Here is a 23,599-nt window from a genome sequence, read left to right as displayed (position 1 = left end):
TTTTTGCCGAAAATTGCAAGCTTTGCCCGAATTTCCTTTCTTAATAAACCTATGGCTGCCGCCGGAAATTCTGCCGTTTATCTGGCTAAATATTTTTTTAAAAGTACAATGGCTAAAATAATGATTACTCCGCCGGCAGCGATCAAGATATATAAAAGAAGCTGAGAATTATTCGAGCGGGCAGGCAAAGTCCAGGCCGAGGAGCCGGTGGCCGCGCCAAGAACTTGGCCGGTTGCGTCTTCAGTCGTCGTGGCTAAAATCAAATCAGCTTGATTGCGGGGTAAAATGGCTAGGCCGCCGGAAACTTTGCTTAATAAACCGATAGCCGTGATTTTGGCTCCGGCCGGAATATTTTTAACGTCGATCTTGGCGTTGCTTTTGAAATATAAATTGATATCGCCCTGGCCGTCGAAAAGTTTCATCTCTTGAGCGCTTCGCGACTCGACTTCGCCCTCGGCTTGCACGAATTTTCCCAAATTTTCTTCTTTAAATCCGGCGGCATTTATTTTTTCCGGAACGGGCGGATCGCCATGGCTCGAAATTTTTATATTGGCCTTGCTTTTAGTTTTTAAATATTTATCAGCTTCTGACCCGCCGATCACGCCGTTTACTTCGACAATGTCGCCGATCGCTAAAGCGGGAAAATCTTTGTAATAATTATAAATTTTCACCGCCGGCTGACCCACCCCGTCTCCGCCAGGGGCGTCGCCACCCCCCTGTCCCGCCTCGGCGGTGATCCCGAGAGGGGAATTATTTATTATATAAAAATATTGGACGCCGAAAATCCCGGGCAAGACAATGACGGTTCCGGAAATTTTCCAAGCCGCGCCCAGCTTTATTTTATCTATCGCGGTTCCAGGCGCGCTTGGTTTAATTGTTGGCGTAGCAACCGCGACTTTCACCGCTGAATTATTCTTGCTCGCCGTCGTGGCCGCGACCGCGCTCGGCTTAGGGCTTATTTTTTTAGCAGGCAAATTATTTTTCAACTCAATCGGAATATTATTGGCCGCGATTTTTTCTCCCAGCACCGCCGCATTGCCAAAAGAAGCGCCCGTGACTTTGATGATTTTTTCCAGCGTGGAAAAATTTTGCCCGTCGCTGGCTGTCAATTTTACCGGGTAATTTCCCGGCCGCATGAAGACGTGCGCCGGTGTTTCCAGATTCAATCGCGCGCCATCGCCAAAATCCCAAACAAAAGAGATTGTGTCGCCGTTTTCATCAAAAGAATCAGAAGCGTCAAAAACCATCGGCGCGCCGGTGATAATTTTATCCGGCGTTGAAAAACTTATTTTCGGCGCGTGATTGGCGGTTCTGATCTGATTGGGCGCGCCCGGCGTGGGCAAATCGCTCCAAACCCAGCGGTTAAGCAGCAAAGAATTGCGCAAAAAATTCTTGGTCGAGCTGGCCGCGTTCTTTAAATTGATATTTTCCGTATCAGCAAAACTCAAACCTTCGCCGGCCGGGCCATATTCCAATAATTGCGCGGCCTTGCTCTTGCCCGGCGCGAACAAGCGGATCTTCCCGCCGTTATTGTCCAAGATCAAATTGCTGGCCGCCCGAAAAAGCGCAAAGTATTCTCCGGCGGAGAGCGTCCGGGTGGGATTGAAAAATCTGCCAAACTCAAAAATTTTTCCGCCTTCAATTTCAATCCGCCAGCCGGCCAGATCAATCGCCTGATCGGTTGCGTTATGAAGTTCGATGAATTCCCCTTCCCGGTCCGAGCCGATCGGATTGGGAAAAATTTCCGTGATCATTATTTTGCCGGCGGTTTCAGCGCCGGCGGCCGCCGTATCATCATTGTTTTCTTCAACCGGCGAGGAAATAATATTGCTTTTGCCCTTGGTCGGAGAATCAGTGACCGCGTAACTATCTTTATCAAAAACAGCTTCTTGTCCGTCGGTTTTTAAAGCTGCTGACTCGCCTTTTCCCGGCGCCGGAGCATTATTCGCCGGCAAGGCGCCGAACTTTCCATAAATAACCTTATCGATCAAATTATGGGTATCGCTGTATAAATTAATTTCATCACCGTCGTTATTTAAAGCGCCCTTGAATTTTTCCGCGACGAAAAAATAATAATCAGTTTCATCAAAACCGCCGGACAGCGCAGTTTCCGCGCCCGAACCGTCGGCGATCGTCCAGCCCTCAAGCGATATTTCCCCGCCGCTCGGATTATACAATTCCACCCATTCGTTTTCTCCCGCGGCCGGATCGCTGACGAATTCGTTGATCAGCACGTCGCCGTAGCGATAAACCGGCACTGAACTTCCGCCGCTTTCCGCTGGCGGCGGCTCGGGCGTTTCCGGCGCCGAACTTCCGCCCGCGCAATCATTTGCCGCTTTCGGCGTCCCGCCGGGCGATTGGCTATCGCACCAAGAATTATCAGCCGCTCGTTCCATGGTTGATCTTAAATCTTTATTTCCGGCCGGCCATTTTGCCGAGGCGTCAAGCCGGTCGACCGTGACGCCCGAATCATTTTTTAATTCCAAAATTTCACCATTATCATTCAAAGCGCCGGTATAAATCAAATCAGCCGGCGGCGGGGCGCTGGTATCGTCGGTGCGCTCCAGCAGAAAAAATCCTCCGGCCGGGATGGCGCAAGGCTGATTAATTTTGCATTTTTCAATTTTTTTCGGCGTGCTGGTGCCGAAAGTTATAGTCCAGCCTTCAATTATTATGTCTTGATCCGTCTTATTCGCCAATTCCAGCCATTCATCATTAGCACTATTTAACGTTCCCATCCAAGCGATCTCGCTGATTACAACGTCACCGGCCGAAGCCGCCTGGCATTTTTGCGTAACAAAAAATCCCGAGCATAGCAAAACGCCCAAGATCAAAAATATTTTTCCTCCCCAATTTTTCATAGCCAGTAATTTTTTACCGAATTATTTAACTTTTTTCCGGCAGCAACGCCGATTTGCCGATATTGACAAAAATGCCGGCTTATGATTAGATAGGATGTCAAAAGAGATCTTTGAAAAATCCACTGGTAAATCAACGTTTATCAGATGATAATCTGATAAAGGCCAAAAAAAATCACCACAACAAACAAGGGGGCTCTTATGCGTTTTTACATTTCTTCATTCCTGTGTACTTTATGCGCTTTCAGTTGCATTCTCTGTTCCTGCATAAGCGACAAGCACAAGAATAATCCCAACCTGGGTACCGGTTTCTTCGGCGTTTGCTTGGTAGTTGCCGGCTGGTGGATCCTTTCCCGGAACACAGTAAAGGACGGTCGTGGCGCTCCGATCTGGCTGCAAGGAACGTTCTTCAGAAATCTCGGGCTTATCCTCATTGTAATAGGAGGAATCATGGCCTGGGCGTAAGCTGCAGATCATGGACGAGTCATTATCCCGCCAGGACATTTCACTGGCGGGTTTTTTATTTGCCAAAGCCAATAAAAAATCCCGGACATAGCAAAACGCCCAAGATCAAAAATATTTTCCCTCCTTGATTTTTCATACAAAAATATTTTAACAAAATTAATAATTTTTGTCACTAAGTAACCTGTTCTTTGCCATGCGGCAGTCTCCCGATCAGGGGACTTGCGACCTCTTACTCCCTTGCCATGCGGCAGTCTCCCGATTAGGGGACTGCCGCATGGCGCAGAGGAAACATGTTACGTGTTACGAGTTATGTGTTGTGCGATCGTGGCTTGCTTTTTTTATTAATTTGTGTTAATTTGATTAGTCAGCAAAAATGCACCTTTTTCCACCATCAACAAAGGAGAAGCTTGTGCCTATCAGAAAAGGAAGCTGTTTCATCACGCTCACCGGCGCTTTTGTAAAGATCGCCGGTGAAGACAAGAAGCTCGGCTTATACTCAACTAAGCTTTTGCGGCCGGAAGGCGCGTCAAAAGGCGGCGTTTTCCCTAAAAATGATTTTGTCTCCGGAAACTTTGTTACCCGCATCTCGGCCAAGGACTCAAGATTGATGAAACTGAAAAGGTCATTGATCCGGAAACTGCGAGCAGTCGAAAATTTTTAATTTTCCCCGCGCCATTGATGGATTTTAACCTTTTCCTCACGGAGGCCCGATGACTGATACCCGAATTTCTGCCATAACAATCAGCGGCCACAAAAAGATAATGCGCCGTTTATAAAAACGGCTAGCTCCGCTAGCGCGAAAAATCGTCCGGGCAAGAAACGAGTAAAACTATCTACTTATCAAAAAACTATTACTGCCGGCCAATAAGCAGGCAAAAGACCGATCTCGCGACCGGTCTTTTTTTATTATCAAGCGAGTGAGTGAAATGATCCCGCGCCTCGCGGGGATTATTTCCGAGCGAGCGCCGATAACCTTGCTTATCAAGCGAGTGAGTGAAATGATCCCGCGCCTCGCGGGGATTATTTCCGAGCGAGCGCCGATAAAGATCTCGTCCACTTGTGGCGGGGACACCCAACAGAAAAGATAGGGGGGCGGGTCTTGACCTGCGGTTGAATACCATTTATTGGCGAAAATTCAGATATCAAACTGTTTATTTATTATTTTGAATATTGGTTATTTTAATACCTGGTCCAAAACTTCAAAAAATAACTTCCGGTCCTTTCTGATCATCACCCGCGCCTCGGGCAAAACTATTTTATCCCAGCTCCTTTGCAACTTCGCCTTAAGCCAGGCCGCGCCTTCGTCGGTTTTGAATTTATGAACGCCGTAAGCGAGATAAAACATATCCGGCAGATAATAAAAATGGGACATGGCGTCGGCTGAAGCGATGATCTTGGCTTCCAAGGTCTGCTTTCTTATCTTGACACTGCCGCGATGGGAAAAAATGCATTTTTTGACCGCCCTGATCTTGGCTTCGGGCAACCCCAAATCTCGCAAAATATTTCCGGCCAAATTCGCTCCGGCCAGATGGTGCTGGGCGGCGTTTTTGACATTGAGCAAAGAAGCGTAATCGTGCAAATAAGCTGCCAACTCCACCACTTCGGCATCAGCTTTTAGTTTCTTGGCCAACGCCAAACCGTACTTGGCGACCAGCTCCAAATGGTATTTCCAAACCGAAGCGCTGTATTTATTGCGCGGCGAATCATTGGCCGCCTTGACCAACCTTTTTACTTCTTGAATTATTTTGGCGTAATTGTATTTCATGTTATTTATTTTATCACCTTTATTACATAACACATAGCACATAACACGTAACGGTGCTGAAAAAATAATTTGACAAAATCAATTTTCCTTCTTTTTATCATAACAGAAAAAACTATTTTTACGTGTTACGTGTTACGTGTTACGTGTTACGTGTTATGAAATTCTCCAAAAGTCGCATTATATGTTATAATAATAGAAATAATTAAAAGGGGGTCTAATGTATGTTTAACGAGCAACAATTAAAAAATATTCTGACCGGCGCCAAAATCATCAGCGAGGAGGACTTTGATAAATTGTCCCGCGAAGCCGCGGAAAACGACAAAAAGATCGAAGACCTGCTGGCGGAGAAAAAAATCATCGCTCCGGAAGATCTGGCCAAAGAAACCGCCAAATATTTCAAAGTGCCGTTCGTCAATTTGAAAGAACAGACCATCCAAAAAGATGCCCTGCTCAATGTTCCGGAGCCGATCGCGGTCGCCCACGATCTGATCGCCTTTACTATGGCGGGCAATGTCTTGAAGATCGCCGTGCTCGATCCGGAAAATCTGGAAATTTTTGATTTTTTAAGAAAAAAAACCGGTTATGAAATTGAAGTCTATTTGACGACTCCGGAAAGCATCAAAGAAGGGCTGAAACAATATCGCGAAACCATCAATGCCGAGATCAAAAATTTTTGCGAGCCCAAAAAAGAAGGCGAGGGCATGGAGATCAACCGGCCGGAAGAACTGGAAAAAATCGCCGCCAATCTGCCGATCGTCCGCATCGTCAACGATCTTTTGGAATACGGAATGTTCAAAGACGCTTCGGACATCCATATCGAACCGGAAGAAAACGACGTGATCGTCCGCTACCGCATCGACGGCATACTATATAATGTGATGACGCTGGGCAAAAACGTCCAGCCCGGCATTGTCGCCAGAATAAAAATCCTTTCCAGCCTGAAAGTCGATGAACACCGCTTGCCGCAAGACGGACGCTTTAAGATTTACACCGATAAATACCGCGTCTCTTGCCGCGTCTCGATCATCCCCACTTTTGACGGCGAAAAGATCGTGATCAGATTATTGGATGAAAAAGCCCAGGCGCTTAGCTTGGAAAATCTCGGCTTTTTGTCCGGCTCGCTGGAAATCGTCAAAAGAAATATTACCAAGCCGCACGGCATGATCATCGTCACCGGCCCGACCGGTTCGGGAAAAACAACTACGCTTTATACGATCTTAAGCGTACTGAACACGCCCAAGGTAAATATCGCCACCATCGAGGACCCGATCGAGTACCGCATCCCGCATATTAATCAATCCCAGATCAATCCCAAGATCGGTTTTGGTTTCGAGGCCGGCTTAAGATCGCTCTTGCGCCAAGACCCCAATATTATCATGGTCGGCGAGATCCGCGATGAAGAAACCGCCAAGATTTCGGTGAACGCCGCCATGACCGGCCATTTGCTTTTGTCCACCTTGCACACCAATGATGCCGTAACGACTTTGCCGCGCCTGGCGCAAATGGGCATTGCTTCGTTTTTGATCGCTTCGACGACCAACCTGATCATCGCCCAGCGCCTGGTCAGAAAAGTCTGCCCTTACTGCAAACAGCCTTTTCACCTTTCCCATAAAGCCATCGAAGACATTGAAAAACAATTGAATATCACCGACATCCTGGCCCGGCTGGAAAGGGGAAAAAACATCAGCACTAAAGACAGCCTGGAATCAATCACCTTTTATCGCGGCCAAGGTTGCAATCGTTGCAACAATTCCGGCTACAAGGGCCGGATCGGCGTTTACGAAACCCTGGAAATGACTCCGGAAATGGCCGAACTCATCACCAACACGATCGACACCGCCGAATTGAAAAAACAGGTGGAAAAACAAGGTATGCTCAGCCTGGTGGAAGACGGTTTTATCAAAGCGGTCAGCGGCCTGACCAACCTGGAAGAAGTGATGAGAGTAACGCAAGAATAATAAAACAAAAAGTAAAAAACAAAAAACAAAAAATTATTTAGAATTAATTTTTTACTTTTGGTTTTTTATTTTTTACTTATCTTTCGATGTCTTTATTCAAGCCCGACAAAAAAATAAACCCGCAGAATTTGGGTCAAACCGCCGAAGAAAAAAAATCTTTTTCCCGGACCTTGGGAGACTTATGGTTCGATTTGCAGGGCGTCAGTATCCGGGAAAAACTGGTCTTCATCCAAAATCTTTCGGTAATGATCAAGGCCGGCATTCCGGTGCTGGCTTCTTTCCGCACCTTGGCCGAGCAGACCGAAAGCAAAAACTTTTCCCGGATCATCAAACAGGTCGCCCTGAAACTGGAGCAAGGCTCGAGCTTGAGCGAAAGCATGAAAATGTATCCCCGGGTTTTTAACGAACTTTTTATCAATATGATCGGTTCCGGAGAAGTTTCGGGCAAATTGGAAGAGGTGCTCGCCCAGCTTCATTTGCAAACCAAAAAACAGTACGAACTGACTTCGCGGATCAAGGGGGCGATGACCTATCCGCTGATCGTGGTCATGGCGATGATCGGCATCGGAATTTTCATGATGATTTTCGTCATTCCCAAAATAACTTCGGTTTTTACCGAAAGCAATGTTCCGCTGCCGCTGTTAACCAGAATACTGATCGACACCAGCAATTTTTTGGCCAATAACTGGTTATTGTCCCTGGCCGGCGCGCTGGTCCTGATCTTCGCGATTTGGGCCGTACTCCGCACGGAAAAAGGCCAATATTTTTTTCAGGGAATCATTTTGCGGCTGCCGATCATCGGGCCGATCACCAAAAAAATCAATCTGGCCCGCTTCTCGCGCACGGCCGGCTCTCTTTTAAAAACCGACGTGATGATCGTCAATGCCTTCCGCATCACCGCCAACGTCGTCTCCAATCATCATTACCGCCGGGTGATACTGGAAATCAGCGAACAAATAAAAAAAGGCGGGCAGATCAACGAGATCATCAAGAATTATCCGCGTTTTTTCCCGCCCATGGTCACGCAAATGATCACGGTCGGCGAACAAACCGGCGAGGTGAGCAATATTTTGGCCGACCTGGCGGAATTCTACGAGGGCGAAGTCGATCAAACCATGCAAAATCTTCCTTCGATCATCGAACCGGTTTTGATTTTGCTTTTAGGCCTTGGCGTCGGAGCGATCGCCGTGGCCATCATTATGCCGATGTATTCTCTGACGTCAGTGATCTAGTTATGAAAAAACCCAAACTAAAATCAAGCGCCGCCGGTTTTACTCTGATCGAAGGTATCGTGGGCCTGGCGGTTTTTTTGCTTTTCACCGTAGGTATTTACGGGGCGTTTGAAATGGCGGCCCGCTTGGTTGAAACATCAAGAATGCTCGTCTCCTCCGCCGCGTTAGCCAATGAGCAATTCGAAATCGCCCACAACCTGCCTTATGCCGATGTCGGCCTGTTGAGCGGCATCCCGCTCGGAAAAATACCGCCCCTGCAAAATATCGCGCGCGATAATTTTAATTTTCTGGTAGAAACATTCATAAGCAATATTGATGATCCGTTCGACGGAACCATCGGCGGCACTCCGAATGATACTTCGCCGGCCGACTATAAGCGGATGGAACTGAAAATTTCCGTGCCCGGCAATTCCCGCTTTCCGGCGCAGATTTACACCGAATACATCGCCCCGAAAAATTTGGAAAATTCCACCACCAACGGCGCGCTTTTTGTCCGCGTTTTTGACGCCAACGGCCAGCCGGTGCCGGAAGCTGAAGTCCACATCGAAAACAACGAGGCCGAGCCGCCGAGAATAATCAATGATGTCACCAACAACGACGGCATTCTCACGATCGTCGACGTGCCGCCGGGCGCCAACGTCTATAAAATCTTCGTCAGCAAAAGCGGCTATTCGCAAGACCGGACCTATCCGATGGGCTCTTCCACTAATCCCAGTCCGACGATGCCGGACGCGACCGTCCTCACCCAGCAAGTAACACAAACCAGTTTTATGATCGACCGAGTCGCGACGCTTAACATTGAAAGCGTCACTCAAACTTGCGCGCCAGTAGCCAATATCGCCTTTAATTTGCGGGGGAGCAAACTGATCGGCTCTCCCGATGTTTTAAAATATCAAAATGATTTTACCACCGACGGGACCGGATTAAAAATCATCAACGATCTCGAGTGGGACACCTACACCCTGACTTTCACCGATACTACCCGCGATTTGGCCGGTTCGATCTCCCCGATTCCTCTCTCGCTCGCGCCCGGCAGCACCCAGGAGGTAAAAATCGTCGCCACTCCCAAAAATCCCAATAGTATTTTGGTCAGCGTCAAACAAGGAGGCACAACCCAGCCGCTTTCCGGCGCCACCGTGGAATTGTCTTTGGGAACTTCGACCAAACAATTGATCACCGGGCGGGGATTCTTGCGGCAGTCTGATTGGTCGGGCGGCTCGGGCCAGGAAAATTTTATCGACCAAACTTCTTATTCCAGCTCCGACGGCAATATTGAAACGGCTGACCCGGCCGGAGAAATAAAATTAAAAAACAATGCCGGCTTATTTGCCGCGGCCGGAGATCTGACTTCTTCGACGTTCGATACCGGTTCGGTCAGCAATTTTTATCAGCTGGAATTTTCACCGACCGATCAGCCGGAGAGCGCCGGCACTTCGAGCGTCCGCTTGCAGCTCGCCACCAATAATGACAATTTAACCTGGGACTTTAAGGGGCCGGACGGCACCGCTTCAACTTATTACACGGCCACTGACACCAATATCAGCGCCATTAATAATAACAAGCGCTATTTCCGCTACAAAATTTATCTGGCCACTGCCAGTTCGACTTTCACGCCCAACGTCGGCGAAGTCGATTTTACTTTTTCTTCGCTCTGCGTGCCGTCGGGACAAGTGCTATTTGACGGCTTAACCGACGCTGATTATACCCTGGATGTTTCCAAATTGGGTTTCGATCCCAGCCATGAAACGATTACCGCTTCCTCGTCCTGGCAGCAGCACCAAGTCATTTTAATGCCCCATTAAGGCAAAAAAATTTAAATATTTATGTTCAGATTTCCGCCGATTAAATCATCTTCCGGCTTTACGCTGGCGGAAACGCTCGCCGCGATGTTTATTTTTTTAATACTCCTGCAGGGATCTTTAACTTTATATAACGATACGATCAAAACTAACGACGCTTTGACCGGCAATCTTAACGCCCAAATGGAAGTTCGAGCCGCTTTTACTTCGATGCTGGCTAACATCCGCAGCGCTTCGCCATCGGCTGCCGGCGCCTACACTATTGATACCGCCAGCTCGACTTATTTCTCTTTTTATTCGGATGTCGACCGTGACGGCTTAAAAGAAAAAATCCGCTATTTTTTGAGCGGCAAAATTTTAAGGATCGGGGTCATCGAGCCGACCGGCAATCCGCCGATTTATAATCCGGCCAATGAAAAAACATCCGCCCTGATCAACGACGTGGTCAATCCGGCGGCAACGCCGATCTTTTCTTACTATGACAGCTCCTATGACGGAACGACCGCTCCGCTGACACTGCCGATAAATATTTCCGCCGTGCGGCTGATCAAAATAAACGTGCTGATCGATCATGATCCAAGTCAGCCGCCGGCCGCGATGGGATTTTCCACGCAAGTCTCGATCAGGAATTTGAAGGATAATTTATAAGCTGGGCGCATAATACGAATACTACGGATTTGTCCGCCGCACTACGAATGCGGCTCATACGAATTAGTAATAACGGACGCGAATACTACAAATTACTTATCGAATTACTCCAAAAAATTCGTTAAATCTATTCGCTGTATTCGCGTAAAATTTGTTGTATTCGCATCATATTATGAGGCTAAAAATAATCAATAACCAAGACGGTATAACCTTGCCGCTGGTGCTCGTTTTCGGGACGATCGCCATGATCATCATGGGCGGAATCGTCAGCTGGGCCATGATCAATCTGCGCGCGGCGCAACAAGCGGTGAAGCGCGAAGCGGCTTTTCAAATCGCCGAATCAGGCAGCGAATATTATCGCTGGCATTTGGCGCACGCCCCGACCGATTATCAAGACGGCACGGCCGGACCAGGGCCTTATGTCCATCAATTTTATAATAAAGCCGGGGGTCTGGTCGGCAGTTTTTCTCTGGCTATCACGCCGCCGCTGATCGGCTCGAGCATTGTCACGGTTCGTTCGACGGGAAAAACTATCAGTGATTTTCATGGTTCAAGAGTGATCGAAACTAAAATGGCCAAGCCTTCGCTGGCCAAATTCGCCGTCGTCGCCAATGATAATATGCGCTTTGGCGAGGGCACGATAGTCCAGGGCCCGATCAGTTCCAATAAAGGCATCCATTTCGACGGCATCGCCTATAATCTGGTCACCAGCGCCCTGACCCAGTATTACGATAATGACTCTGACATAAAATCAAACGAGTTCGGCGTCTACACTCATCACGGCTCGTACGATCCAGTGCCCCCCGCTTCCGTCCCCAATCGACCCGATGTCTTTGTGGCCGGCCGGCAATTTCCCGTGCCAGCGGTGGACTTTACCGGACTGACCGCTGATCTGGCGCAGATGAAAACCGACGCCGTCGCCAATGGTTTTTATCGCGCCGGTTCCGGCGCCATGGGTTATAATCTGATCTTAAAAACCAATGACACCTTCGACCTCTATCAAGTCACCGTCCTCAAAGCCTCGCCGTCAAGCAACTGCACTAACGCCGGAAACTACCAAGCCGGCTGGGGCACTTGGAGCGTCAATACGCAGACTCTTTTGGGCAACTATCCTTTCCCCGGCAACGGTATAATCTTTTTGGAGGATAATGTTTTTGTCGAGGGGCAGATCAATACCGCCCGGGTAACCATTGCCGCGGCGGCTTTCCCCGACGACCCTGCCACGCGAAAAAGCATTACCATCAATAATAATCTGCGCTACACCAACGATGACGGACGCGATGTCATTTCGCTGATCGCCCAAAATAATATCAATGTCGGATTGTATAGCCAGAATATTTTAACCATTGACGCCGCGCTAGTCGCCGAAACCGGGCGCGCCGGCCGCTATTATTACGCTAACGGCTCAAGCTACTGCGGTTCCGACGCTATCAAATCGACCTTAACCCTCAATGGCATGATCGCTTCCAGCCTGCGCTATGGTTTTGCCTACGTCGGCGGCACCGGCTATCAGATCAGAAATATCAATTATGACGAACACTTATTGTACTCGCCGCCGCCCAGCTTTCCTCAAACCTCCGACCAATACACCATCCTTTCCTGGCAGGAAGTGCGATAAATATCCCCTCTGACCGAATTTTTGTGCTATAATTTTAACGGGTCAAAGAAATCATAAATGCTGTGTACTCTTTAAATCCAAAACTCAGAATCCAAAATTCAAAACAAATTTAAAAGCTCAAAATCTAAAATTAAGAAAGTTTAAATTTTTTGTTATTTAAATTTTGTGCTTGTTTTGGATTTCGTGCTTTAAATTTTGGATTTTTAAAATTAGTTGTCGTAAAAAACTTTTATGTCACTTCTTAGCGGTTTCGCCAGTCCGATCGGCCTGGACATTTCCGACTTATCGATAAAATTAGTCCAGCTGAAAAAAACGGGGAAAAAAATTAAAATCCAAGCCCTGGGAAAGATCGATCTTCCGCCGGGTCTTTTGGCGAACGGAGAGATCATCAACCAGAAAGAGCTGGCTAAATCGATCAGAAAATTGGTCGCTCATCCCGAGTGGGGGAAAGTTACCGGCCGCGAGGCGGCAATTTGCCTGCCGGAAGGAAAAACTTTTCTCAAAATCGTGGAAATCGACAAACAAAGCTCGGACAAAAACAAGGCCGTCAAGAGCGAGCTGGAAAAACACGTTCCGCTGCCGATCGACGACTTGTTATTCGACTGGCAGATCATCGGCGACTCCGGACATTCGAATCTCGTCTTGATCGGCGCCGCTCCCAAAAAATTAGTCAACGACCATCAGGAATTGCTCAAAGAATGCCGTCTTCTGGCCTCGGTCGTGGAAACCGAACCGATTTCCGTTTGCCGCTGTCTTTTGTCATCGGAAAATCCGGCTTACCGCGGCGCGGCTAATAAAAATAGTGCGATCGTCGATATCGGCGCCACTGACGCCAGCCTCACTTTTTATTCAAAAAACACCATTCTTTTCTCGGTGAATCTGCCGATCTCCGGCGAAGCCATAACCCAAAAAATAGCCGCCGCGCTGGAGATCGATCATGCCCAGGCGGAAAAAGTCAAAATCCTTTACGGCCTGGTAAATAACAGCGAAGAAACGGAGGCAAAAAAAATCATCGACGACCTGGCCGATGATCTGAAAGATAAATGCACGGAAGCGCTGGCTTTTTTCAATCATCATTTTTCCGCCTGGGGGCCGATCGAAAAGATCATCTTATGCGGCGGCGGCGCCAACATCAAAGATCTGGACAAGCTGATCCGGAAGGAAACCGGCATCAATACGATCAGAGGCGATGTCCTGGTTAATTTCCTGGGAAACAAAAAAAATTTTTTTGGCCAATTTAACCGCTCTTTCGGTTTGAACACCGATTTTCTCGACGAAGAACAAAATAAAAAAACCAAGGCCAAGGAAAGCAAAACCATCAAAATTTCTCATGATGTCAGCCTCTGCTATGCCACGGCCATCGGCCTGGCCTTGCGCGGAATCTTTATTGACGAATGATTGGTAGGAACGCAATATTTTGCGTTCCCGCGTGCCGCGGAATGATCCGCCCGCCGGCGGACGCCGACCCTCGCAACCTTTTGGCAAACGGGCGGAGGGAAACATTTAAACTGCCCCAACTTAAATATGCTTCGATTAAATTTGCTTGCTGAAGAAGCAAAACAGACAATTAAATATCAACGGCTATATTTTCTCTTACTCAAAGCAGAGAGTATTTTGCTTATCCTCGCCATCCTCGTGGGAGTAATTGTTTTTGCGGCGGAAAAAATGCTTTCTGCCAATATCTATCAATCAAGCCAGGAAACGGCCAAATTGATCAACGCTTCGAGCGCCGATTACAATGTCAAAGCCAGGGAATTAAACGAAAAAATGGCGGCCGTGGCCCAGATCGAAAACAGCCATCTTTCCTACGCGCGGATTCTCCGCCATCTCGCCGCTTTAATGCCGGATAATATTTCTTTGTCTTTTTTAAACATCGATTCGGACGCGAAAACCATTAAGCTGAGGGGGTTGGCCATGACCAGAGACGATCTGCTTAATTTGGAAAAAAACCTGAAAGACGCGCCGTGGCTCAAGAACGTCAACGTCCCGCTGGAAGAAAAATTCAGCCAAAATAAAATTGATTTTGATATTGACATGGAATTTGATGCCTTTAAAATTACTTCCGACTAATATGAATAATAATATCTTAACCCGCCTGACTTATCCGAGTAAAATCGCTTTGAGCGTCCTCGCTTTTCTGGCCGCCGCCTTTGCTTTATTTTATTGGCTGATCATTCCGGCCGTAAATAATGTCGAAACAACCAAGGTCCAAATGCAAAATCAAAGACTCGCGGCGGAAAGAGATTACGCGCAAGGGCAAAATTTAAAAAAAATAAAGGACGATATCAAGGCCGTCGCGCCCCGGATAGGAGAGATCGAACAAATTTTTATCAGCAAAAGCGATTCTTTGTCCTTTGTAACTTCATTGGAGGCGGCAGCCGAAAAAAACAAAGTGACGGAAAAGGCCAAGCTGGGGGCGGAAACTCCTTTGGGAAAATTTTACAGTCAGATCCCCTTGCGGCTCGACGTGAGCGGCAACTTCAGCGGTTTGATCGGTTTTGTCACCGATCTGGAAACGCTTAAAAAATACATCAATATAAATTCGCTGCAAATAACCGCGATCGGTTCGGAACTGCCAATCAAGACCGAGACCAGCACGCCGCAGAAAATTTTGGCGGCGCAAATTTCCGCCTTCACCTACTGGCAAGGTCAATAAAACCTGAAAAAAAATATGATTTCCGCAAAAAAAATCAGACCTTATGTAAAAGTTCTGTTGCTCGGCGCCGTGCTCGGCGCCGGTGTTTACATTTTTTCCTTTGCGCAAAATGATTTTTACCCCGCTCTAACCGGCTCGCAAACGGTTTTCGCCTTGCAAAAAAATATGGCCGCCCAAGCCGTAGATGTCAACAAATTCGATAAACTCGTTGAAAATATCGACCAAAAAACTTCCAGCTCATCTCTGTCAAGTTCCGTTACCGATCCTTTCCGATAAAAGGGGGAAGCTATTTGATGCCCGGCAAAAAACTGGCCAATTCCGGCGGCAACCCGATGCGGAAAGAATGCTTTTTTCCGGCCAGATCCGCGAAAGATAATTTGCTCGCCGCCAAAAAAATCCGGCCCAGATTATTTTTCCGGTTCAGCTCGCGGGTTTTCTTGGTGCTATATAAATTATCTCCCACCAACGGATAACCATAAGCGAAAAGGTGGACGCGAATCTGATGCTTGCGCCCGCTTTTTATTTTTACCGCCAGCATTGTGTAATTGACGAAGCGGCGCAAAACTTGGAATTCGGTAAAAGCTTCCCGCAATTCCGAAAAGTTTTGTTTAAAGTCGTAACGGGCGGGAACGGCCGCCTGCCGGTATCCGCCGGCGGCGCGCTTCAGCGAAAAATTTATTTTATCATTCTCTTTGGCCACCGCGCCATAAACCAGCGCCGTATATTCTTTTTCCACTTCGCGTTTTTGAAATTGTTTTTTCAGATTGGCAAAAGATTTATTGGTTCGCGCGATCACCAACAAGCCGCTGACGTCCTTATCCAGGCGATGCATGATGCCCGGACGGGTTTTATCCTCCCCGACTTTTTTAAGTTCGGGATATTTTTTTACCAGCCAATCGGCCAGCGTCGGCCCCTTGATGTGCGGCGCGCCATGGACGATCAATCCGGCCGGCTTATTCACCACGATGAATTCATCATTGGCAAAAACGATCTCGGGCTTCAAATGATCCTCTTTTTTATCTTTACTAATTTTCAAATTTTCTAATTTTCTAATTTCAACGACTTCTCCTTCTTTTAACGCGTAATGATTGCTCAAAACTTTTCCATTAACCAAAACTTGCCCCGCGCCGATTAAATTTTGAACTTGCCCGCGGGTTTTTTTGGTTTTTTGGACTAAAAACAAATCCAAGCGTAGTCCGGCGTTTTCTTTGGTTATTTTATACTTCATAATAATCAATGCTTTATTAATGATAACAAGCCTAACACACAATCCGAACCTACAAAATATCCGAATACTACGAACTCTGCGAACCGAACAACTTTTCGTTAAAATGTTCGTAGTATTCGGATATTTCGTAAGTTCGGATTATTTTTTAACCTATTATTTCTCTCAACCGCTGAAGTTGTTTTTGCCTATCAAAATTCCGGTAAACCAGCTGCTGGCCGTTGGCGCCCATTTTTTTCCGCGCCCGCTCGTCTGCTTCAATCGCGATTATTTTTTGGGCGAGCGCTTCGGCGCGGTCATCCTCGCAGATAAAACCGTTTTGGCCCTCAATGATAATATCAGTTAAATTCCTGGTCGGAAAACCGAGCAAGGGCAAGCCGCGGGAGGCGGCCATCAACGCTCTCTCCAAATCATTCAAGCCGGGATTTTCCGCCAAAACAACGTACAAATCCAGATCAGCAAACCATTGGATCAGATTTTTTTGTTCGCCCACCAGCCAAACTCGCCGCTCGAGCCCTAATTTCTTGATCAGCCAATTAAGATTTCCGCTCGAGGTATCCTGGCCGATAACCACCAGTCGGAAATTAGGAATAAGATTAACGCAAGCCTTGGCCGACTGCAAAAGTATTTCCAAACGGCGCCGATCGCCGCTGCCGCACCAGGCGCCCACGGTAAAATTTTTATAAAAACTATAAGGCTTATCGGCTTTCGCCAGGCTCGAAAAAAGATTATCTTGCCGCTCGACCGACTGTAAATTAACCCCCAAAGAAATATTGTGAATTTTTTCTTTCTTAAATCCGTCCTTCGCCAAATCCTCCGCGTCTTGGGGCGTGAAGACAATTAACTTTGCCGGTGAAGAAAATAGCCGCCGCATTTTTTTTAATTGGCGCCGATTTCTTTCGGGCAATTCCAACCAATAGACTTTGATCCGCAAAATTCGAGCCAGGGGCGTAAAAATTATTTTCTCCCGCAGATCGACGCACAAAATTTTATCGATCTGCTCCGAGCGTTTCCAGGAAGAAAGCAACCAAAGATAACCCAGCCAAAGAAACGGTAATAAGGAAAGAAAGCTCGCCACGCCAAAAAAATTCTTCAATTCCGGGCCGAAAAATATCTTCTTCAGCTTGCCCGCGGCGTTGAATTGCTGCCAATAGTCACGATCGCCAACCCAGGAAAAAAAAGAATTATCCTTGCCTAAATCCCCGAACATGTCCAGCAGCGACTGTTCGAATTTTTTCGCCGAATTTATCAATAAGATATTTTTCATATCGCGGGAACGCAATATTTTGCGTTATAACCGACCATTATCATTACAGAAATTCGTTTTCTCGCGGCTCCTGGTTAAGCAAGAGCGCCAAATCCTTTTGGCCGATGCCGCGCACCAGATACAGAGCGACAAAATAGATCGCCACGGCCGCGCCGATGGCCGAAAGCAAACACCAGCCGTGCTGATAAAAACCGGCCGGCGGTATTGCCAGCGCCGCTCCCATGACCAGGGCGGCCAGGACGGATTTGCCGAGAATCTTCAAGCGAGGAAAAAATTTCGCGTAGCGGAAAGCGTACCAGATCATAAATAAAGTAATAACTGCCTCGCTGTAGACCGTGATCGCCGCCGCGCCAAAATAAGAAAACCGCGGAATAAAGATCAAATAGCCGATCACCGAAGTAACGGCGGTAAAAATGTAGGCGGGAATTATTTTTTGCTGCTTATTCAAAGCAATCATCACGTGCGCCAAAAAACTGCTGGTAAAAACAAATCCGGCGGCAAAGATCAAAATTTTCAAAACCGTTCCGGCCGCCGCAAAATCCTGGCCCGCCACCAAGACCATCACCGGCTGAGCCAAAATTTGCGTGCCGACCACCAAAGGCACGGCCAAGATCACCATCAGATCAAAAGACTTTTGTAAAATTTTTCTGAACCGCTCCTCGGCGCGTTGCGACCAATCGGCCGCCAAGATCGGCAAGACCACTCCGGCAAAAATAAAAGGAATAGTCGTCAAAATATCGATCACTTTATAAGCCGCGCCATAGATGCCGACATCGGACTGGCTTTTCATTAACGACAAAATCAAAGTATCGGTTTTGAGATAGATCAAATTAAAAAAAATGGTCACGGCCAGCGGCCAGGACTTTTGCGCCACCTCGCGCCATAAAGAAAGATCAAAGGCAAAACCCAGCCGGGCGAATTTTCTCGAAAACAGATAAAGTAAAATAAATTGAACGAAGCTGCCGGCCACGATCGAAACCAGCACGCCCGAGAGACCGAAATCGAAACGAACGGCCGCGATGGTTCCGCCGAGCAAGACCAGCCGGCTGGCGGTCTCGGCCAGAGAAACTTTATCCATCCGCAAATATTTTTGAAAAATTGCGGTAAAAATTTGATTGAGGGCGATGAAGAAAAAAGAGAAAACCGTGATGATGATGCCAATCTTGATGTCATGATTATAGGGGAAAAACCAAGCCGCGATCGGAGCCGCGCCTAAAAAAACAATCGCGGTCAGCAGCCGCAAACTGAATAAATTATCCAAAATTTTCTTTTCGTCAACGCCCGCTTGAGAGATCATTTGCACGGTCACCAGGGTCAATCCCAAATCGGCCAGCACTCCGAAAAGAGCCAGAAAAGTAATGATGGTGGTATATTCGCCAAAACCGGCCGTGCCCAAATAACGAGTCATTATGGCTACAGCCAAAAGACCGAGCGCGGTCGTCACGACTTTGCTCGCTACCTGGATGATCGTATTATAAGCGACTTTGGTGCCAAGCTGCATAGATCACGGAGCATAGAGCAAAGAGCAAAAAACAGGTCGGAGCTTAAAGGGCTTAAGAATATTGGCGACTTGCTCTTTGTTCTATGTTCTCTTACTCTTTGTTTTGTCTTTTCCCGCAATTTTAGCTATAATTCAATAGAAGGGATAAATGGATTAATATCTAATATTTAATTATATCATACTAATCAAGGCATAAAACATCCACCGTAAGACAAGTTGCCATTTATCAGCTCCTCAAGGCATTCATCGGCAACCTGTTCTATGCTCCATGTTCTATGCTCCATGTTTATGAAAAGAATCGTTTTTTATCTAATGCTGCCGATCTTTTTGCTTAATTTTTCGGCCGCCGCTTTAGTGCCGCCGGTATTGGCCCAGGCTCCGACGGACATCAATAATCAACAGGGGTTTGAAGATGGTACCGGGGCCATTTCCCACGCCTTTGGCCAAAGCGGAGAGCCTACCGACATCAGGACTATCATCGCCAATATCATTGTGGCGGTTTTGGGTCTTTTAGGAACTATTTTTTTGATTCTCCTGCTTTATGCCGGATTTAAATACATGACCAGCATGGGCAACGAGGAACAAACCAGCCAAGCTAAAGGCCAGATCGTCTCGGCCATTATCGGCTTGATCATTATTTTATCGGCCTACGCCTTAACCAGCTTTGTCACCAGCTGCCTGATCGGGGCAACCAGCTATGTTATTTGGACAGCTGATATCTGTAAATAAGCCGAATAAAGATTACCGGCGCTTGCCAGGCAAAAAGCCTATGTGGACCTCGCTAAAAATCATAAAAAAGATCTTGGTCGTTTTGATAATCGTAATTTTTTTGGCCGTCATTCTTTCGCTGGGAAAAAATTACCCCAAAGCCGAACTTTCTTATGGCGTAACTTTTGCCAAAAGCTATGCCGAATTTTTGGGGCTGGACTGGAAAAAAACTTACACTGATATTCTGGACGATCTGGGCGTGAGAAAATTAAGGATCCCCGCTTTTTGGGATGAGATCCAGGCGAAAGGGCAGAATGATTATGATTACTCGGCGCTCGATTGGCAGATCAATGAAGCCGGCAAAAGAAACGCGGCGATCATCTTGGCGGTCGGTTATCGCCTGCCGAGGTGGCCCGAATGCCATCTGCCGGCTTGGGCGAAAAATTTGTCCGCCGAACAGAAACAGCAGGATACGCTGAATTATATTCGAAAAACGGTTGAAAGATACAAAGACAAAGACCAGATCATGGCCTGGCAAGTGGAAAACGAGCCGTTCCTCTCTTTCTTCGGCGAATGCCCGCCGTTCGACCCGGCTTTTTTGGACAAAGAGATCGCCCTGGTCAGAAGCCTTGATTCCCGTCCGATCGTCGTCACTGATTCAGGGGAACTTTCCTTCTGGGTTCAAGCGGCCAAGCGAGCCGATATTTTCGGCACCAGCATGTATTTGAATACTTACTCGGGAAATACCAAAAGCTATGTTCATTATCCGATCTTGCCTGGATTTTTCCATTTCAAAAAAAATATCGTCAGTCTCTTCGCTCATCCCAAAGATTGGATCGTTATTGAAATGCAAGGCGAGCCCTGGGGTCCGGTCGCGGTCACCGCTTTAAGCGAAAAAGACATGGCGCAAACCATGACGATCGATAAATTCAAATATCTGATAAATTTCGGCCAGAAAACCGGCTTCAAGAATTTTTATCTCTGGGGCGCGGAATGGTGGGCCTATGAGAGGGAAATTAAGGGCGATTCGGGTTATTGGGATTATGCTAAGACATTATTTAAATAAAATTTTATAATTTTTAAATTTTTAAAGAATTTTTAAACTCAAATTTTTAAAAAGCCGGCTTAAGCAGGCCCTTTAAAAATTAAAAATTTGATTTCTTTAAAAATTATAAAAATTAAAAATTCTATGGCGGCGAAGCAAGCAAATCAGTACTCAATCGGCATTGATATAGGCGGGACGAACATCAAGTCGGTTTTGTTTAACGGCGAAAAGGTCGTGATGGATTATTCTTTGGGCACGCCGAAAGATTCGCTGGAGCACTTGATTATCATGATTTTGGCCCTGATTGAACCGCTTTCCAAAAAAGCCGCCGAGGATAAAATGAAAATCTCCGGAGTTGGTTTGGGCGTTCCGGGGATTGTCGATCCTTACAGTGCTAAAGTGGTCGATGCGCCCAATCTACCTTTATTAAACGGCGTCAAACTCGCGGAAATTCTGGCTAAACGGATCAATTTGCCGGTGAAAATGGACAATGACACGGAATGCTTTTTGCGCGCCGAAGCGACTCTGGGCTCGGCCGCCAAATACAAGAATATTTACGGCATCACCGTCGGCACCGGAATCGGCGGAGCCTGGTGGGTCACCGGCGATATTTATTACGGCGCTCACGGCTTTTCTGAACCAGGGCGGATGATCCTTGATTTTAAAGAACAAACTTCGCTGGAAGCTTCCTACCAAAAACTTACCCAAAATAACCCGCTCAATTTGGCCATGGAAAATTACCGCGGCGACGAACTGGCCCGCCGCGCTTTCGATGAAGTCGGCCGCTTTCTGGGCTTAGCCTGCGCCAACATCATCAACCTGCTTGATCCGGAAGCGATCGTTTTCGGCGGCGGAGTAATGGGCTCGGCAGATCTGTTTTTGCCGGCGCTGAAAAAAACTATCGACGAAAAAGTCGTCAAGACGCAAGGCAAGACCAAAATCTTAAAATCCAAGCTCGGCTTGGAAGCCGGCGCGATCGGGGCAGCACTATTAATTGAAATTTGAAATTGGAAATTTGATATTAGTAATTTAATCAGCCCAATTTCTAATCTCAAATTTCTAATTTCAAACAAAAAAAACCGGCATTACCCGGTTTTTTGTTTATAGTTATTTTATTTGATAAGTTCCAACAACATTTCCTTCGCCTGCGGGCCGGAAATCGATTTGATCACTTTGCCGTCTTTAAAGAGAGCGATCGTCGGCAGGGAAAGAATTTCAAATTTTTCCGCCGCGAGCGGTACTTCTTCGGCGTTGGCTTTTGCAAAAATAACTTTGTCGCCGGTCTCGTTGGCCACTTCTTCGAAGATTGGCGCCATCATTTTGCAGACGCCGCACCAGGTGGCGTAAAAATCGACGACGACTGGTTTAGCCTTAGAAGTTTCTATCACCTCCTTCTCAAAATTTGCGTCGGTAAGTTCTAACATGGTTTATTAGTTGATTAGTTAATTGGTTAATTAGTTGTAAAGTAAATAAGTTCGATAATTTTAAAAAGGGAAATCTTGATTTAGCCTCAGAGAACTATAAAATATTAAAGCCCGATGAGTGTAAACTAATTAACTAATTCACTAATTAACCAAATAACTATTTCTTAATCACTTTATCAATTATACCATATTTCTTCGCCTCTTCCGCGCTCATAAAGTAATCGCGGTCAGTATCTTTTTCGATCGTCTTAATATCCTGCTTGGTATGGAAAGCCAGCAAGACATTCATCTTTTCCTTCATCTTCAGGATATGCTCGGCGCGGATCTTGATGTCCGAGGCCTGGCCTTCGGCGCCGCCCAGAACCTGATGGATCATTATTTCGCTATTCGGCAAAGCAAAACGCTTGCCTGCGGTTCCGGCCGCCAAAAGCATCGCCGCCATCGAAGCGGCCATGCCGACGCAGATCGTCGAAACGTTGCTTTTGATGTATTGCATCGTGTCATAGATCGCCAAACCGGAAGTCACCGCTCCGCCCGGGCAGTTGATATAGAATTTGATATCCTTGTCGCTTCCTTCCGCATCCAAGAACAAAAGCTGGGCAATGACGATATTGGCGACATGGTCGTCGATCGGCTCGCCCAAAAAGATGATCCGATCCTTTAAGAGACGCGAATAAATATCATAAGCGCGCTCGTAATTTCCGGCTTTTTCAATGACTGTTGGTATCAATGGCATAAAATTAGTTGATTAGTTAATTGGTTAATTAGTTTTAGTAATATTGATTATAGGAATAATTGGGGGAAAAGTCAAAGCTAATAATTCCCCTCCCCGGGAGGCCCGCCTACGCTGAAGCTTCGGCAGGGCAAGGGTGGCCTTTCTTAAAAAGACAGCTTGCCCAACGAAGCTCCGTCGCGGAGCGAAGTTGGGGGGTGGGTCTATTCCTGACATTATTTCAAAAATCTTTGCCACTTTTTTTAAAAAAAGTGGCGCATCCCGCAAAAATGACGGGACAAGAAAAACTGCTCGCAGTAAAAATTTCCTATCACTCCGCTAGGAAGCCTAGCCCCGCCGCTGGCGGGACACGGTTTCCTTGCCCCGCCAGCGGCGGCGGTGCGCTGCGTGCTTTAACGGAAATTTTTCAATGCTCGCTATATTGAATTAAAAAAACGGGCGGATGAACCTTGAATTCAAACACCCGTTAAATTTTATTCGGATCAAAATTATTGTGTATCTTTTCACCGTATTGGGCAACTATTTTCTGCGTAGCGCGACTGCCGTAATCCAAGATGCGCAACTTATCTTGATGAAGACAAAAATTTTCGCGATTCTCAAAATGATGTCCGTCATCGAGCACTTCGTCGCCCGTTAAATCTAAGAATTGTCTCCACATTGCCCGCCAATTGCCACCGTAAAGCTGGCCGAATTTCTG

General features: G+C 46.9%; 21 protein-coding genes. 13 read left to right on the top strand and 8 right to left on the bottom strand.

What is annotated here, in order from left to right:
* Nucleotides 1–77 precede the first annotated feature (77 nt).
* A complete protein-coding gene (locus PHE24_02340; protein ID MDD4901952.1) occupies nucleotides 78–2,861 on the bottom strand; it encodes a lamin tail domain-containing protein in 2,784 nt (927 codons plus the stop codon).
* An 871-nt stretch (nucleotides 2,862–3,732) separates the two neighbouring features.
* Here PHE24_02340 and PHE24_02335 point away from each other — a divergent pair.
* Nucleotides 3,733–3,984, top strand: a complete 252-nt coding sequence (locus PHE24_02335; GenBank protein MDD4901951.1) for a hypothetical protein — start codon at nucleotides 3,733–3,735, stop codon at nucleotides 3,982–3,984.
* A gap of 513 nt (nucleotides 3,985–4,497) precedes the next feature.
* Here the strand turns inward: PHE24_02335 and PHE24_02330 are convergent.
* Complete coding sequence (locus PHE24_02330) at nucleotides 4,498–5,088, bottom strand: HD domain-containing protein (protein MDD4901950.1); 591 nt, start codon at nucleotides 5,086–5,088, stop codon at nucleotides 4,498–4,500.
* A 221-nt stretch (nucleotides 5,089–5,309) separates the two neighbouring features.
* On the opposite strand from PHE24_02330, the gene PHE24_02325 reads away from it, so the two are divergent.
* From PHE24_02325 to PHE24_02285, 9 genes are all read left to right on the top strand, one after another.
* Nucleotides 5,310–7,046: a GspE/PulE family protein gene (locus PHE24_02325; GenBank protein ID MDD4901949.1), complete on the top strand. Its 1,737-nt coding sequence runs from the start codon at nucleotides 5,310–5,312 to the stop codon at nucleotides 7,044–7,046.
* An 86-nt stretch (nucleotides 7,047–7,132) separates the two neighbouring features.
* Nucleotides 7,133–8,278 carry a type II secretion system F family protein gene (locus PHE24_02320; protein ID MDD4901948.1) on the top strand — a complete coding sequence of 382 codons (1,146 nt, stop codon included), beginning with the start codon at nucleotides 7,133–7,135 and terminating at the stop codon, nucleotides 8,276–8,278.
* A 2-nt stretch (nucleotides 8,279–8,280) separates the two neighbouring features.
* Nucleotides 8,281–10,080 (top strand): carboxypeptidase-like regulatory domain-containing protein, encoded by a 1,800-nt coding sequence (locus tag PHE24_02315; protein MDD4901947.1) that lies wholly within the window; start codon nucleotides 8,281–8,283, stop codon nucleotides 10,078–10,080.
* A gap of 21 nt (nucleotides 10,081–10,101) precedes the next feature.
* The gene (locus PHE24_02310; GenBank protein MDD4901946.1) at nucleotides 10,102–10,725 is read left to right on the top strand and encodes a prepilin-type N-terminal cleavage/methylation domain-containing protein; all 624 of its coding nucleotides are present in this window, start codon (nucleotides 10,102–10,104) and stop codon (nucleotides 10,723–10,725) included.
* 172 nt (nucleotides 10,726–10,897) lie between these two features.
* Nucleotides 10,898–12,343, top strand: a complete 1,446-nt coding sequence (locus tag PHE24_02305; protein MDD4901945.1) for a hypothetical protein — start codon at nucleotides 10,898–10,900, stop codon at nucleotides 12,341–12,343.
* Between the two features lie 231 nt (nucleotides 12,344–12,574).
* Nucleotides 12,575–13,741, top strand: a complete 1,167-nt coding sequence (gene pilM, locus PHE24_02300; protein ID MDD4901944.1) for a type IV pilus assembly protein PilM — start codon at nucleotides 12,575–12,577, stop codon at nucleotides 13,739–13,741.
* A 126-nt stretch (nucleotides 13,742–13,867) separates the two neighbouring features.
* Entirely contained in the window at nucleotides 13,868–14,413 is a 546-nt protein-coding gene (locus PHE24_02295) for a PilN domain-containing protein (protein ID MDD4901943.1), read from the top strand.
* Between the two features lies 1 nt (nucleotide 14,414).
* Complete coding sequence (gene pilO / locus PHE24_02290; protein MDD4901942.1) at nucleotides 14,415–14,999, top strand: type 4a pilus biogenesis protein PilO; 585 nt, start codon at nucleotides 14,415–14,417, stop codon at nucleotides 14,997–14,999.
* A gap of 15 nt (nucleotides 15,000–15,014) precedes the next feature.
* Nucleotides 15,015–15,275, top strand: coding sequence for a hypothetical protein (locus PHE24_02285; protein ID MDD4901941.1), 261 nt, complete (start codon nucleotides 15,015–15,017; stop codon nucleotides 15,273–15,275).
* A 10-nt stretch (nucleotides 15,276–15,285) separates the two neighbouring features.
* Here the strand turns inward: PHE24_02285 and PHE24_02280 are convergent, their stop codons facing one another.
* The 3 genes from PHE24_02280 to PHE24_02270 all read right to left on the bottom strand — a co-directional run bounded on the left by PHE24_02280 (nucleotide 15,286) and on the right by PHE24_02270 (nucleotide 18,992).
* Nucleotides 15,286–16,227, bottom strand: a complete 942-nt coding sequence (locus PHE24_02280) for an RluA family pseudouridine synthase (GenBank protein ID MDD4901940.1) — start codon at nucleotides 16,225–16,227, stop codon at nucleotides 15,286–15,288.
* Nucleotides 16,228–16,372: 145 nt separating this feature from the next.
* On the bottom strand, nucleotides 16,373–17,491 hold the full coding sequence (locus tag PHE24_02275; GenBank protein ID MDD4901939.1) for a glycosyltransferase family 4 protein: 1,119 nt from the start codon (nucleotides 17,489–17,491) through the stop codon (nucleotides 16,373–16,375).
* Nucleotides 17,492–17,534: 43 nt separating this feature from the next.
* Entirely contained in the window at nucleotides 17,535–18,992 is a 1,458-nt protein-coding gene (locus tag PHE24_02270) for a flippase (GenBank protein ID MDD4901938.1), read from the bottom strand.
* 288 nt (nucleotides 18,993–19,280) lie between these two features.
* Here PHE24_02270 and PHE24_02265 point away from each other — a divergent pair, with 288 nt between their 5' ends.
* From PHE24_02265 to PHE24_02255, 3 genes are all read left to right on the top strand, one after another.
* Nucleotides 19,281–19,721: a pilin gene (locus PHE24_02265; GenBank protein MDD4901937.1), complete on the top strand. Its 441-nt coding sequence runs from the start codon at nucleotides 19,281–19,283 to the stop codon at nucleotides 19,719–19,721.
* 40 nt (nucleotides 19,722–19,761) lie between these two features.
* Entirely contained in the window at nucleotides 19,762–20,766 is a 1,005-nt protein-coding gene (locus PHE24_02260; GenBank protein ID MDD4901936.1) for a cellulase family glycosylhydrolase, read from the top strand.
* A 123-nt stretch (nucleotides 20,767–20,889) separates the two neighbouring features.
* Nucleotides 20,890–21,750, top strand: a complete 861-nt coding sequence (locus PHE24_02255; protein ID MDD4901935.1) for an ROK family protein — start codon at nucleotides 20,890–20,892, stop codon at nucleotides 21,748–21,750.
* Between the two features lie 107 nt (nucleotides 21,751–21,857).
* Here the strand turns inward: PHE24_02255 and trxA are convergent, their stop codons facing one another.
* The 3 genes from trxA to PHE24_02240 all read right to left on the bottom strand — a co-directional run.
* Nucleotides 21,858–22,169 carry a thioredoxin gene (trxA, locus tag PHE24_02250; protein ID MDD4901934.1) on the bottom strand — a complete coding sequence of 104 codons (312 nt, stop codon included), beginning with the start codon at nucleotides 22,167–22,169 and terminating at the stop codon, nucleotides 21,858–21,860.
* Nucleotides 22,170–22,326: 157 nt separating this feature from the next.
* Nucleotides 22,327–22,905, bottom strand: a complete 579-nt coding sequence (gene clpP, locus PHE24_02245; protein ID MDD4901933.1) for an ATP-dependent Clp endopeptidase proteolytic subunit ClpP — start codon at nucleotides 22,903–22,905, stop codon at nucleotides 22,327–22,329.
* A 463-nt stretch (nucleotides 22,906–23,368) separates the two neighbouring features.
* On the bottom strand, nucleotides 23,369–23,599 hold a 231-nt coding region (locus PHE24_02240; protein ID MDD4901932.1), incomplete at its 5' end, for a hypothetical protein.

It is taken from the genome of Patescibacteria group bacterium, from assembly GCA_028707065.1.
Taxonomy (GTDB): Bacteria; Patescibacteriota; Patescibacteriia; order Patescibacteriales; family WJLG01; genus JAQTUZ01.
Note: the sequence above shows the minus strand (reverse complement) of the source record. Positions and strands in the feature narration are given on the sequence as shown.